At 66.9% G+C, this 11,949-nt stretch carries 12 protein-coding genes; 4 read left to right on the top strand and 8 right to left on the bottom strand.

What is annotated here, in order from left to right:
* The first annotated feature begins 59 nt into the window (after positions 1-59).
* Positions 60-404, top strand: a complete 345-nt coding sequence (locus tag MC380_RS11420; protein WP_242103118.1) for a cupin domain-containing protein — start codon at positions 60-62, stop codon at positions 402-404.
* A gap of 28 nt (positions 405-432) precedes the next feature.
* On the opposite strand, the gene MC380_RS11415 is transcribed toward MC380_RS11420, so the two are convergent.
* From MC380_RS11415 to MC380_RS11390, 6 genes are all read right to left on the bottom strand, one after another.
* Positions 433-1,377, bottom strand: coding sequence for a DMT family transporter (locus MC380_RS11415; RefSeq protein ID WP_242103119.1), 945 nt, complete (start codon positions 1,375-1,377; stop codon positions 433-435).
* Between the two features lie 43 nt (positions 1,378-1,420).
* Positions 1,421-2,701 (bottom strand): MFS transporter, encoded by a 1,281-nt coding sequence (locus tag MC380_RS11410; protein ID WP_242103120.1) that lies wholly within the window; start codon positions 2,699-2,701, stop codon positions 1,421-1,423.
* Between the two features lie 712 nt (positions 2,702-3,413).
* A complete protein-coding gene (locus tag MC380_RS11405) occupies positions 3,414-4,391 on the bottom strand; it encodes an aldo/keto reductase (protein WP_242103121.1) in 978 nt (325 codons plus the stop codon).
* A 116-nt stretch (positions 4,392-4,507) separates the two neighbouring features.
* On the bottom strand, positions 4,508-5,350 hold the full coding sequence (locus tag MC380_RS11400; protein ID WP_242164815.1) for a DUF72 domain-containing protein: 843 nt from the start codon (positions 5,348-5,350) through the stop codon (positions 4,508-4,510).
* Positions 5,347-5,766: a VOC family protein gene (locus MC380_RS11395; protein ID WP_242164813.1), complete on the bottom strand. Its 420-nt coding sequence runs from the start codon at positions 5,764-5,766 to the stop codon at positions 5,347-5,349. Before MC380_RS11395 ends, MC380_RS11400 begins: the two co-directional genes overlap by 4 nt.
* Before the next feature lie 43 nt (positions 5,767-5,809).
* Positions 5,810-7,639 (bottom strand): DUF885 domain-containing protein, encoded by a 1,830-nt coding sequence (locus MC380_RS11390; RefSeq protein WP_242164811.1) that lies wholly within the window; start codon positions 7,637-7,639, stop codon positions 5,810-5,812.
* A 105-nt stretch (positions 7,640-7,744) separates the two neighbouring features.
* Between MC380_RS11390 and MC380_RS11385 the strand changes: the two genes are divergently transcribed.
* Positions 7,745-8,092 carry a GFA family protein gene (locus MC380_RS11385; RefSeq protein WP_242103125.1) on the top strand — a complete coding sequence of 116 codons (348 nt, stop codon included), beginning with the start codon at positions 7,745-7,747 and terminating at the stop codon, positions 8,090-8,092.
* 34 nt (positions 8,093-8,126) lie between these two features.
* Positions 8,127-9,005 (top strand): DUF2785 domain-containing protein, encoded by an 879-nt coding sequence (locus MC380_RS11380; RefSeq protein WP_242164810.1) that lies wholly within the window; start codon positions 8,127-8,129, stop codon positions 9,003-9,005.
* A gap of 55 nt (positions 9,006-9,060) precedes the next feature.
* Here MC380_RS11380 and MC380_RS11375 read toward each other — a convergent pair whose 3' ends face one another.
* Entirely contained in the window at positions 9,061-9,354 is a 294-nt protein-coding gene (locus MC380_RS11375) for a hypothetical protein (RefSeq protein WP_242103127.1), read from the bottom strand.
* Between the two features lie 131 nt (positions 9,355-9,485).
* On the opposite strand from MC380_RS11375, the gene MC380_RS11370 reads away from it, so the two are divergent.
* Positions 9,486-10,805 (top strand): MFS transporter, encoded by a 1,320-nt coding sequence (locus MC380_RS11370; protein ID WP_242164808.1) that lies wholly within the window; start codon positions 9,486-9,488, stop codon positions 10,803-10,805.
* 105 nt (positions 10,806-10,910) lie between these two features.
* Here MC380_RS11370 and MC380_RS11365 read toward each other — a convergent pair whose 3' ends face one another.
* The gene (locus MC380_RS11365; protein WP_242103129.1) at positions 10,911-11,846 is read right to left on the bottom strand and encodes a peptidylprolyl isomerase; all 936 of its coding nucleotides are present in this window, start codon (positions 11,844-11,846) and stop codon (positions 10,911-10,913) included.
* Positions 11,847-11,949 lie beyond the last annotated feature (103 nt).

The raw sequence follows: 11,949 nt of genomic DNA, 5'->3' as shown, positions 1-11,949 counted from the left end.
CCACGAATCGCCGCCGGCTTCACGGCGATGCCGCGATACTGCCTGCGCGGAGGTGAGCGATGCAAAGCAAGCAACTGCGCTTCGGCCGCGGTTTCCGCGTGGCCTTCGATGTCCGCAAGGCCCAGGCCGCGGAAATGGTGCTCGAACCCGGTGCCAGCGAGGGCGACGCCAACAACCGCCACCGGGGCGCGGATCAATGGCTGTACGTGGTGTCGGGCAGCGGCGTGGCGGTGGTGGAGGGCGTGCGCGTGCCGCTGAAGCCGGGACGCCTGCTGGTGATCGAACGCGGCGAGCGGCACGAGGTGCGCAATACCGGGCGCACTGTGCTGAAGACGCTCAACTTCTACTATCCGCCGGCATTCGATGCGGACGGGGATCCGGTGGGTCCGGGGCGCCGGCGCTGAGCGGACGGCCTGACGCGCCCACAGCGCGTTATTCCACGCGCCTGGCCTCGGCCGTCGCCAGGTTCTCCAGGTGCGCCTGGCTGCGCGGCCGCCCCAGCAGCGGCTGCGCGAACACCGCCAGCAGGATGATCGCCACCCCCAGATAGAACTGTGGCGACAGGTCGCGCTGCTCACCCAGCAGCAGCATCGCCAGGACGATTGCGTAGACCGGTTCCAGGTTCAGTGCCATCTGCGCGCCGAAGGCGCTCATGTGCCGCAGCGCCACCAGGGCCAGCGAAAACGGGAACAGGGTGCAGGCCAGCGCGAGCACCAGCAGCCACGCCATGTCGCGCGCGCCCGGCACCTCCAGCAATGGGCCGTCGAACACGGGAAACAGCGTGGCCATCGCGGGCGCCAGCAGGGTCAGGAGCACGGTGCCGGCGCCCAGTTCGATGCCGGTCACCGTCAGCGGATCGGCGCGCCCCACGAAACGCTTGTTGAGCGATCCGAAGATCGCAACCAGAGCCGCCGACATCACGCCGACTGCGATGCCGCCGCGCAAGCCCGTGGGTACGCCGCCCACCACCAGCGCGACGCCCGGCAGCACGCCGATCCCGAGCGCGAGTTCGCGCCACGACAGCCGGGTGCGCACCACCAGCGGTTCGATCAGCGCCGTGAACACCGTCGCGAGCGCCATGCAGGTGGCAGCGACCGAAGCGTTGGCGAGTTTGATCGCGCCATAGAACGTGAGCCAATGCAGCGCGACGAGCATGCCGATGCCCGCATAGGCCAGGCCGATGCGCAGCGGCATGGCGCGCAGGCCGCGCCAGAACCGCGGCAGCAGGGCGACCGCAACCACCACCAGCAGCATGCGCCACCACACCAGCGGCAGGGCGGGCAGGGTGATCAGCTTGCCCAGGATCGCGGTGAATCCCCACAGCAGGACGCACAGGTGGATCTGCAGCTGGGCGCGGCGGGCTTCGGGCGTGGGCATGCGCGGATTATCGGCGATGCCCGCGCCGTGGGGTCGCAAACTCCTACACGGGCGAGGCCGGTTTCTCCGCGATCGTTCGATGCGCCCTCGCCAGCGCCCTGCCGTTCGCGGCCCAGACCAGCGCGATGCCGGCGCCGATCAACATGGCGATCGCCGGCTGCGAGGCCAGCATGTCCACGCCCGCCTTCACCCAGCTGCTGACGGCGTCCGCGCCGCGATACACCACCGTGTCGACGAAGTTCTTGGCCTTGTACTTGGCGCTGTCGGAGACCGCGGTCCACAGCATTTCCCGACCGGGCCGCACGAAGGCGTATTCGCCCGCGCGGCGGATGACCATCACCACCACGAACACCGCGAACGTGGGCGCCAGCGCCAGCCACAGGAAGCCGGCCGCGGCCGCCAGCGGCACCGCAACCAGCAGCACGCCGATTCCCAGCCGCTGCGCGATGCGCCCGGTCAGGAACAGCTGCGTCAGGATCGCGATCGCCTGCACGATCGCATCGATCGTGCCGAAGACCTGGGTCTGGCGGGTCTTGTCCGGAAATGCGGCTTCGACCAGCCGCGCCTGCTCGAAATACAGGAAGGTGGTGACGCTGGCCAGCAGCACCACGAACAGGGCGATGCCGAGCATGAACGGCGAACGCAGCACGTCGGCGGCGCCGGCAAGCGGGCTGCCGCCCAGGGCGCGGCGACGCATCGCGATCTGGTCGGGGTGCAGCGGCCGCGCGTCGCGCCAGCGCTGCACGATGCGGGCCGAGAACGCCGCCGCCAGCAGCAGGGCGGCGGACAGGAAGAGCAGCCCCGCATGTCCGATCGGCCGCACCAGGGCCACGCCCAGCAGCGGGCCGACCAGGCCGCCGGCACTGGCGCCCGCAGCCATCAGCGCAAACAGCCGCTTGGCCTGCGCCACCGCGAACAGGTCGACCAGCACGCTCCACGCCACCGAGATGGCGATCATGTTGAACACCGACAGCCAGACGTAGAACGTACGCGCCAGCCACACCTCGTCCGGCCGCGCCAGGAAGCCGAACGCGAACAGCAGCAGGTTCGCGGCGAAGAATCCGAACACCCAGTACAGGATGCGCCGGCGCTGGACCCGCGCCGCCACCCAGCCGAACAATGGCATCGCCGCGAGCGTGGCCACGAACGTGCCGGTGAAAAGCCACTGCAGGTTGTCAACCCCGCCGGTGATGCCCATCGTCTCGCGCACTGGTCGCAGCATGAAATAGCCGGCGAATAGCAGGAAGAACAGCAGGAATCCGGCTGCGACCGGTGCGACTTCCTCGTCGTGCAGATTGAACAGGCGCGTCAGCCAGCGGCGCATGGAACTTCCCCTGGAAGATGGCCGCCGGTAACGGTGGCGGTCTGGCTGTCGCGGTTGGTCGTCACGGTGGTAGCGCTCTTGCGCAAGATTGTTCGTCCTTCGGAACGGGGGGTGTAGAGCTTTCGCCTTGCGGCGAGTTACTTTCTTTGCTGGTGCAAAGAAAGTAACCAAAGAAAGCACCCAGGTGGATCCACTTCATTCAAGCCGGCCGGAACCCATCGCCATTTTCGGACTCGCCATCCATGGCTCGATCCGAAAACGGCCGGCATCCATGCCGGCCGCCCTCCGGGTGTCTGGATGCGGGTCGCATACGCAGTATCGAGAACGTCAAAGGCTGAGAATCGAGCCGGTGAGACGGAGCGCAATCTGATGATCCAGATTCCGCGCCTTGACTTTCGCAGTCCCGCAGTAGCCGCCAACGATGGGCCATGGATGGCCGCCGTTTTCGGACCGAGGCAGGAGGCCGAGTCCGAAAATTCCTTCGCCACCCACACGCCTTGAGCGATCTGTCGAGGAAGGTGCTTTCTTTTGGTTACTTTTCTTTGCACCAGCAAAGAAAAGGAACTCGCCGGCAGGCGAAACCGCTCTACGCCCTTAAACGGGTTGGTGTTGATTTCCGATACATCAGCATGGGATTTCCGCACCCGCTTTCGCGGGAGGCAAGCTCTGCGCGGGGATGGCCACTCAGGGTTCACACGCAGTGTTCCCGGTCTCACGCGAACATCTTCACCAGCTCATCCTGCTGCGCCTGGCTGAGCAGCGGACCGGCCCCGCCCTTCAGATTGTCGGCCTGGCGTTCGGGTTTGCCCGTCGCCGGAATCACCACCGTCACTGCCGGATGGCTCAGCACGAAACGCAGGAACATCTGCGCCCACGAAGTGACCTGCATTTCCGCGGCCCAATCCGGCAGCGGCCTGTCGCCGGCGACCGAGAACAGTTTGCCGTCGTCGAAGGCGCGGTTGACCATCACCGCGATGCCCAGCTCCTGTGCGATCGGAAAGATGGTCTTCGCCGCCTGCGGCGCGGCGACCGAATAGTTGATCTGCACCCAATCGGGCTTCTCCGCGCGCATCAGGCGCGCCAGGTCGGCATGGCCGCTTTCGACGTAGTGGGTCAGGCCGATGTACTTGGTCTTGCCGGCTTGCTTGAGTTCGCGCGCGTACGGCAACGCCTGTCCGATGTTGCGCAGGTTGTGCACCTGCAGCAGTTCCACCGTGTCGGTCTGCAGCCGGCGCATGGAATCGGCCCACTGCCGTTCCAGCGCATCGCGGTCGTCGGCCGCCAGTTTCGTGGCCAGGAAGCACTGCTGGCGCCAGCCACCTTCCTTGAGCAAGGCGCCGACCACATCCTCGGCGTTGGAGTAGTTGGGCGAGGTATCGATCGCGCGGCCGCCGCCGGCGAAGAACACCTTGAGCACGTCCTTCAGCGCCGCGAATTCCGGCGAATCCATCGGGACTTCGTAGCTACCGGACGTTCCTACGCCGATCGCCGGGATCTGCTCGCCGCTGGACGGGATCGTGCGCATGATCAGCGCACCGGCGGTCGCTGGCGCAGCCGCTGCTTTTGGCTCGGCCGGCGGCGGCGCAGGGACGGCGGGTGGCGGTTCCTGGCTGCAGGCAACCAGCGGCGCAAGCGTCAGCGCAGCGGCGGACCAGGCGGAATCGGACAGGAAGCGGCGACGGGTGGCCATGGCTTGCTCCTCGTGGCTGGAAATCGCGACCTTGCCGCAGGATTGGCTAAGTGGACGTGAGCGGACAGTGCCGGAAGGCGTGTGTGCGCCCCTCTCGCGCAGGGCGGACCGACGATCTACAGCATCCTGGTGAGCGCCATCGCCGCAGCCGGATTGCGCTCCTTGGCGGCACTGATGAAATAGATGAAGACATCCCGCTGCGCCGCGTCAGGTGCCGGTCCGGCGACGGTCTTCGGCAGGTCGTCCGGCTCGCTTCCCGATGCCCACAGGTGCGCGCGGGCTGCCCATTGCGCCAGCTCAGCTTGCGGATATCCGGTGGGCGTTGCGGCCCGCGCCCGCATCAGGCGCGCGTAGACGAAGTCGGCGGTGACTTCGGCGAACGAAGGATGTTCTTCGGAATCGGTGAACACCGTGGCGATGCCGTGCTGGCGGGCAAGGCCGATCAACCACGCATCGACGAAGGCCGGGTCGCGCACGTCCACCACATGCCGCAGCGGCCTGCCGTCCCAGGTTTTGGGCAGCAGCTCGACGAAGGCGGCAAAGCCCGCGCGTTCCAGGCGCTGACCCTTGTCGAACTGCCAGACCAGTGGACCCAGACGATCACCCAGTTCGACGATGCCGCCGACGAAATCCTCGATCTGCGGACCGGTCTTTTCCAGCGCACGCGACTGCATGATCCGCATCGGCGCCTTGGCCGAGAACACGAAGCCCGGCGGGGTTTCGTCGCGCCACTTGCCGTAGGTCGCCGGCTTCTGCGCGCCGTAATAGGTGCCGTTGATCTCGATCGCAGACAGGTGCCGGCTGGCGTATTCCAGCTCGCGGCGCTGCACCAGCCCCTTCGGATAGAAGTTGTTGCGCCACGGCGCGAAGGTCCAGCCGCCGATGCCGACCCGGATGCCCGCGACCGGCGGCACCGAGCGATCGACCCATTCTTCCGGTTCTGTCGTGCGAGGGCTCATGCCTGCGCGGTGTCCTGCCATGGATCGTAGCTGCCGAACCACCACAGATGGCCTTCCGGATCGCGGCAGGCGTAGCCGCGGCCACCGTATCCCTGGTCGGCGATCTCGATCGCGATCTGCGCGCCTGCGGCCTTGGCCCGCGCGTAATGGGCATCGGCATCGGCCACGATGACGCAGGGGCTCTGGGTCTCGCGGCGACCGGTGTCCTCCAGGTCCGCAATGAGCTTGCCCCATTCGCTGTCGCCGCCGGACGAGCCGAGCATGATCATGCCGTCGCCATAGGTCAGCTGCGCGTGGTGCACCGTATCGCCGTCGGCGTAGACGGCCTGCTTCTCGAAGCCGAATGCTTCGCACAGCCAGTCGACCATGTGCAGCGCGTCGCGGTAACGCAGGCAGGGAATGATGGTCGAAGCCATGCGCGAATCTCCTAGATGAAGAGGAATCGTTTCCAACTCAGCATCATTGAATGGGCTCTTGAAGCATCAGCTGGCGCACGAACCGTACCGGCGGCGCGCCATAGGAGAGCACCTTGTCGTGGTACTGCTTCAGGTCGAACTTGTCGCCCAGCTTCGCCTCCCACGCCTTGCGCGTGTCGAAGTGCTCCTGCGCGCCGACGAAGTAGGTCGCCAGCTGGCCCGAGGACAGCTGCGCGCGCACCCACTTGCCTTCGGCCTCGCGCTCCTGCTGGAAGGTCTGCTTGACCATCAGGTCCATGGCCTGTTCCTTGGTCCAGTTGTCCACGTGCAGGCCCTGGTCGAGGATGGCATTGGCCACGGCGCGTGCGTAGAACTTCAGCTGCATCAGCCGGAACAGCGGATCGTTGTCCATGTAGCCGGCGTCGGCCATCATCCGCTCGGTGTAGACCGCCCAGCCTTCGGCGAACACGCCCGAACGCAGCACCGCACGCAGGGTGGAGGGGAACTTGGACGAATGTACGCCCTCCAGGTAGTGCCCAGGCATCGCCTCGTGGATGGTGAGCACGTGGATCAGACGCTTGTTGTACTCGCGCAGGAACGAATAGACCTGGGTGTCGGTCCAGTCCTCGGGAATCGGCGAGATCGCGTAGTAGGTGTCCAGGCCCTTGTCGAGCGGACCGGGTGAATCGCAGTACGCCACCGAAACGCCGCGCTGGAACTCGGGCATCAGGATGATCTTCACCGGGTCATCGGGAACGGTGACCAGGTCCTTCTCGTGGGTGAACTTCGTCGCCACGTCGAGGGTGTGCTTGGCGAAGTCGACCACTTCCTCGCGGCCGGGCTTGTCGGCATAGGCCAGCTCGAGCGCTGCTTCGATCGCCTTCTGCTGCTGGTCCGGCGTCGGCGCGTCGGGCAGTTCGGGCGCGCCGGGCTTGTCCTTCAACACGGTCTGCGCAACCTTGTACATCTCCTCGCGCACGCGCTTGAGCTCGGCCTCGGCCCGCTGCTTGATTTCCGCGCGCGAGAGAGACGAATTCAATGAGAACTTGAGCTTCTGGTCGTAGCGCTCGGCGCCGATGCGGAACTCGCCCTTGGCGTTCGGTACCAGGGTCCCGTCCAGCCACTGCTGGTGTTCCTCCACCGCCTTGCGCGTGGTTTCGATCGCCGCATCCATGCGCTTGCGGTCCTCCCCGGTGAGTTGCCCCGCATTCGGGGTGATGAACGTGTCGATCAGGCTGAGCACGCCCTTGTTCTGTTTGGCCACCGTTTCCGCGTGCGTTTTCGGCACGCGCGCGGGGTCCAGGTTTTCGCGCGCCTGCGCCAGCAGGGCGGGCAGCTTCTCCATGCGCGCGGTTGCGGATTTCAGGCGCTCCGGCATGGGGGCGAACTCGCGCGCCATCAGGTTGTAGATCGCGCCGCCAGCCAGCCCGCTGTAGACCTGCGGATCCCAGGCCCAGCTCTGCATGGTTTCCGAATCCCAGAGGCTGCCTTCCAGGTTGTTGCGCATGATCAGCGCGTCGACCTGGTTCTCGCGCGAGAGCGCCTGGATGTCGAGTTTGCCGAGCTCGGCCAGCATCGCCTTGTTCCACGCGATCGCCTTGTTGCGCCCGGCCTCGCTCAGGTCGTCGATTTCGCTGTCATGGCGGTGTTCGCCGATCTGGGTGGCCGAAACCGGATTGAGCGCCAGGCCTTCGTCGAGGAAGCGTTTCGATAGCGCAGCGAACGCGGTGTCGGTCTGCGTGGAGGAGGGGCCCGCGTCGGCGGCCGGCGGCTGCGCGCCATCGGCGGGCGGGGAGGAGGGCTTGCACGACATCAGGGTGGCGGGGGTCAGGGCGGCGGTCATGAGTGCGACAGCGAACGGGCGGACGCGCATTCGGGGATCCGGCAGCAGGGGGAGGGGCAAGGATAGTCGGCCTGCCGCCAGCGCGCATGCCGCGCTGCGCTATGCTCCGGCCCGGATCGCAACCGGAGCAGGATCATGACGCATGAAGGTAGCTGTCACTGCGGACGCATCGCATTCACGCTGGAGGGCGAGGTTGGCGATGTGATCGACTGCAACTGCTCCATGTGCCGGCGCAAGGGCGCGCTGCTCGCGGCATTCCCGCGCGAGGCCCTGACCCTGAAGACGCCCGAGGCGGACATGGGCACCTACAAGTTCAACAGGCACCTGATCGACCACCATTTCTGCCTCACCTGCGGCATCTCGCCCTTCAGCGAGGGCAAGGGCCGAGACGGCAAGGCGATGACCATGGTCAACGTGCGTTGCCTGCCGGACGTGGACCTGGCCAGCCTGAAAGTGATTCCTTACGACGGCGCCAGCGTCTGACAATACCGCGCGTCGCAACTCCGGGGGGAACATCATGCGGTTGATGTTGATTGTGCTGCTCATGCTTGCGGCGGCGCCAGCGATGGCCTGCCCGCCACCGGGATACGACAAGCCGGCGCTGCAGGCGCTCAAGAAGAACGGGTTCGCGGTGGCCGACCCTGCGCGCAGGCGTGAACTCGCCCAGGCGCTGGTCGGATGCCTCGGCGATCCCGATCCGGAGCTGCGCGACGGCATCGCCTTCGAAGCGCTGAGCCAGTGGATGCGCGCCGACGCCTTCGATGCCGCCCAGGTGGGCGCGCTCCGCGACCGGCTGTATGGCCTGCTCGATGGTCCGGAAGGCGAAGGCTACGCGCGCCCCTTCGCCGCGTTGGTGCTGTCCGAAGTGGCGCGGACCGATCGCATCAAGCCGTGGATGTCGGTGGCCGAGCGCGCCGCGATGGTCGACAAGGCCGCGGCCTACGTCGAGGGCGTGCGCGACTATCGCGGCTACGACGACGTGCAGGGCTGGCGCCACGGCGTGGCACATGGTGCCGACTGGCTGATGCAGCTGGCGTTGAATCCCGCGCTCGACCGTGCCCAGGCCGATCGCATCCTCGCAGCGGTGATCGCGCAGGCGGTGCCCGCTTCCGGACACGCCTACGTATTCGGCGAGCCGGAGCGCCTGGCGCGACCGGTTCTGTTCGTGGCCCAGCGCGGCCTGCATTCGGACGCAGAATGGGCTGCCTGGTTCGCCGCCCTGGTGCCCAGGATCGGCGATGCCAAACAGGCCTACCGCAACGTCGCCTGGCTGGCGCGCAGGCACGACCTGAGCGGCCTGCTGCAGAACATCTACCTGCAAGCCGGGAATAGTCAGGATCCGAAGATCCGCACGCTGCAGCCGGCGGTGCTCGCTGCGATCAAGGCGATCCCGTAGGCGGTTTTCCCGCGAGGCATCGACAGGCTTCTGGACGCGACGGCGGCGGTCGGCGCTACTCGTCCTCTTCCTCGAACTCCACCATCGCGTCCAGGTCGAAGGCGAGCGCTTCGGCCGCTTCGCGCACCTTGCGGGCGGTGGCGTCGTTGGGGGCTTCGATCTCCAGCACGTGGAAACCCGGTCCCTGGTCGTCGGTCAGGCCGGCGGAGCTGGAATCGTCGTCGTCCATGTGCGGCATCAGGTCCTGGATTTCCTCGACGTGCTCGATTCCCTCCAGGCTTTGCAGCAGGTTGATGATCGCGCGGGTGTTGTCTTCGCTGGCGGTCACGCGCATCCGCATCATGGGCATGGCACATCTCGTGTTGGTTCGGGGGAGGGCGACCTCAGGCTATGCAGGCGCAGGCTAAGCGTGCGTGATGATGCGCGAGATGCCCGCCGATGCGTCGTGTCTGCGCGCGCGGGCCGGATAGAATCCGGCGCATGGATCGAGCACATCATTCCGCGCCCGAGGTGCCGCATCGGCTGCGTTCGATCTTCAGCGGTTCGGTCGGCAACCTGGTGGAGTGGTACGACTGGTACGCCTATGCCGCGTTCTCGCTGTATTTCGCCAAGGCGTTCTTTCCCAAGGGCGACGACACCGCGCAGCTGCTGAATACGGCGGCGATCTTCGCGGTGGGATTCCTGATGCGCCCGCTGGGCGGCTGGGTGCTCGGCCGCTACGCGGACCGGCACGGGCGCAAGGCCGCGCTGGTGCTGTCGGTCATGATGATGTGCGGCGGCTCTCTGATGATCGCGTTCACCCCCGGCTACGCCAGCATCGGCGTCGCCGCGCCGGCGCTGCTGGTGCTGGCACGGCTGTTGCAGGGCCTGAGTGTGGGCGGCGAATACGGCGCATCGGCCACCTACCTGAGCGAGATGGCCACCCGCGAGCACCGCGGCTTCTGGTCCAGCTTCCAATACGTGACCCTGGTCATGGGCCACCTGCTGGCGCTGGGCGTGTTGATCGTGCTGCAGCAATGGCTGCTCACGCCGGAACAGCTGGAAGCCTGGGGCTGGCGGATCCCATTCGTGATCGGCGCGCTGGCCGCGCTCAGCGCGCTGTGGCTGCGGCGCAACATGCGCGAAACCGAGTCGTTCGCGTCCAGCGAGGCAGACACGTCAGCGTTGCACCAGCGCCGCCAGGGGACGCTGCGCGAGCTGCTGAAGCATCCGCGCGCGGTGCTGACCGTGATCGGCCTGACCATGGGCGGCACGTTGGCGTTTTATACGTTTACGACCTATGTGCACAAATTCATGGTCAACAGCGCCGGCATCGACAAATCGACGGCGTCGCTGGTCAACGCCGGCACGCTGTTCGTGTACATGCTGCTGCAGCCGGTCGTCGGAGCGTTGTCCGATCGTATCGGCCGGCGCCCGGTGCTGATCGGGTTCGGTGTGCTCGGAACGCTGTTCACGGTGCCGATCCTGTCCGCCCTGCAGCAGGTCCACACCGGCCTGCACGCCTTCTGGCTGATCCTGGGGGCGTTGGCCATCGTCTCGGGCTACACCGCGATCAACGCGGTGGTGAAGGCGGAACTATTTCCGGTCGAGGTGCGTGCCCTGGGCGTGGCCTTGCCCTATGCGCTGACCGTGGCCGTGTTCGGTGGCACCGCGGAATACGTGGCGCTATGGTTCAAGGATGCAGGTCACGAAACCGGCTTCTACTGGTACGTGACCGCCTGCATCGCCTGTTCGCTGGCGGTGTACCTGTGGATGCCGGACACGCGCGACGTTTCGAAAATCGACGCCGATCGGGCATGACGCGCCGTCCCTGGTGGGAGCGGCCGTGGCCGCGAATACCTAGGCACCGGAAGCCGGAAACTCGAGAGCAATCGCGGCCAAGGCCGCTCCCACAGGCCGCGATCTTCAGGGTTTCGCGGCCGCCTTCGCGCCCGGATCGCGAGTGGGCAGCGGCACCAGGCACAGGTCGATGTGTCCTGCCGGGATGGAATAGAAATCGTCGACGCGATTGCGGCGCGCCTCGGTCGCCTCTTGAAAGGCCGCGCTGTCGGTGCGCAGCAGCTGGATCGACGTGCGTTCGGCCTCGGGCACGTCGCTGGCCAGGCGGATCGCCTTGATCGGCACGCGCTTGCCGGGGTCCTCGAAGAACCCCATCGGCTCGGGGCCGCGCGGCACGGCGCTGAGCAGGTCCATGCCCTTGATCACGCGTCCGACTGCGGTGAGTTGCCGGTCGAGAGCGCGTGGCGCCTGGCCGATGACGACGTAGAGCTCGGCGCCGATGCTGCTGTCCGGCGGATTGCCGCGGCCGGCACCCAGCATCCCGTAGCAGTGGGTCATCCACAGCTTCCCGCTCTTGGGATCGCGCGCCGCCGGGAAGCCGTCGGCAAACCCCACTTCCGGCGCCCAGCCATCCACGTCGGGCAGGCGGTGGAAGGCGACACCGTCCGCGTTGCGGGTGAATTCGGCGGGCAGCTTTTCCTTGGTTCCAGCCGGGAACGCCTTGCGCTTGGTTTCGTCGTCACCGTCCGGATCCCCGAACTGCACGACGAAGTTGTCCTGCGAGCGGTAGATGTTCAGCCCGTCCCAGAAACCGCCCTTGGCCATGGTCTTGATGTTGGCCACGTGTTCGGGGGCGAAGCCGGGCGCCAGTTCGATCACCACGCGCCCGCCTTCCAGTTCCATGTACAGCGTGTTGGCCGGATCCGGCGTGCGCCATGCGGACGCGGGGGCTGCGTCGATGATCTCCTTCGCGCTGCGGGTTTTTGGCTTCTCCGACTCCTGCGCGGCGAGGGTCAGCGGCAGGGCGAAGCACAGGGCGAGGGCGAGCAGGGCAGGGCGCATGGGAAATCCCGCGGGTTGTGTGCGCCGAGTGTAGTGCAGCCCGCGCCCTAGGCTCGCCGCACCTTGCCGCCTGGCCAGCACTTCGGACAGGGACCCGGGCCAC

It is taken from the genome of Lysobacter sp. M15, assembly GCF_022662515.1.
Taxonomy (GTDB): Bacteria; Pseudomonadota; Gammaproteobacteria; order Xanthomonadales; family Xanthomonadaceae; genus JAKPBU01.
The sequence above is the reverse complement of the archived record's forward strand: the minus strand, read 5'-3'. Positions and strand labels throughout refer to the sequence as shown.

Excerpts from the sequence above, each read along its gene's own strand:
- MC380_RS11420 (WP_242103118.1), top strand. The coding sequence starts at position 60 with ATGCAAAGCAAGCAACTGCGCTTCGGCCGCGGTTTCCGCGTGGCCTTC.
- MC380_RS11415 (WP_242103119.1), bottom strand. The coding sequence starts at position 1,377 with ATGCCCACGCCCGAAGCCCGCCGCGCCCAGCTGCAGATCCACCTGTGC.
- MC380_RS11410 (WP_242103120.1), bottom strand. The coding sequence starts at position 2,701 with ATGCGCCGCTGGCTGACGCGCCTGTTCAATCTGCACGACGAGGAAGTC.
- MC380_RS11405 (WP_242103121.1), bottom strand. The coding sequence starts at position 4,391 with ATGGCCACCCGTCGCCGCTTCCTGTCCGATTCCGCCTGGTCCGCCGCT.
- MC380_RS11400 (WP_242164815.1), bottom strand. The coding sequence starts at position 5,350 with ATGAGCCCTCGCACGACAGAACCGGAAGAATGGGTCGATCGCTCGGTG.
- MC380_RS11395 (WP_242164813.1), bottom strand. The coding sequence starts at position 5,766 with ATGGCTTCGACCATCATTCCCTGCCTGCGTTACCGCGACGCGCTGCAC.
- MC380_RS11390 (WP_242164811.1), bottom strand. The coding sequence starts at position 7,639 with ATGCGCGTCCGCCCGTTCGCTGTCGCACTCATGACCGCCGCCCTGACC.
- MC380_RS11385 (WP_242103125.1), top strand. The coding sequence starts at position 7,745 with ATGACGCATGAAGGTAGCTGTCACTGCGGACGCATCGCATTCACGCTG.
- MC380_RS11380 (WP_242164810.1), top strand. The coding sequence starts at position 8,127 with ATGCGGTTGATGTTGATTGTGCTGCTCATGCTTGCGGCGGCGCCAGCG.
- MC380_RS11375 (WP_242103127.1), bottom strand. The coding sequence starts at position 9,354 with ATGCCCATGATGCGGATGCGCGTGACCGCCAGCGAAGACAACACCCGC.
- MC380_RS11370 (WP_242164808.1), top strand. The coding sequence starts at position 9,486 with ATGGATCGAGCACATCATTCCGCGCCCGAGGTGCCGCATCGGCTGCGT.
- MC380_RS11365 (WP_242103129.1), bottom strand. The coding sequence starts at position 11,846 with ATGCGCCCTGCCCTGCTCGCCCTCGCCCTGTGCTTCGCCCTGCCGCTG.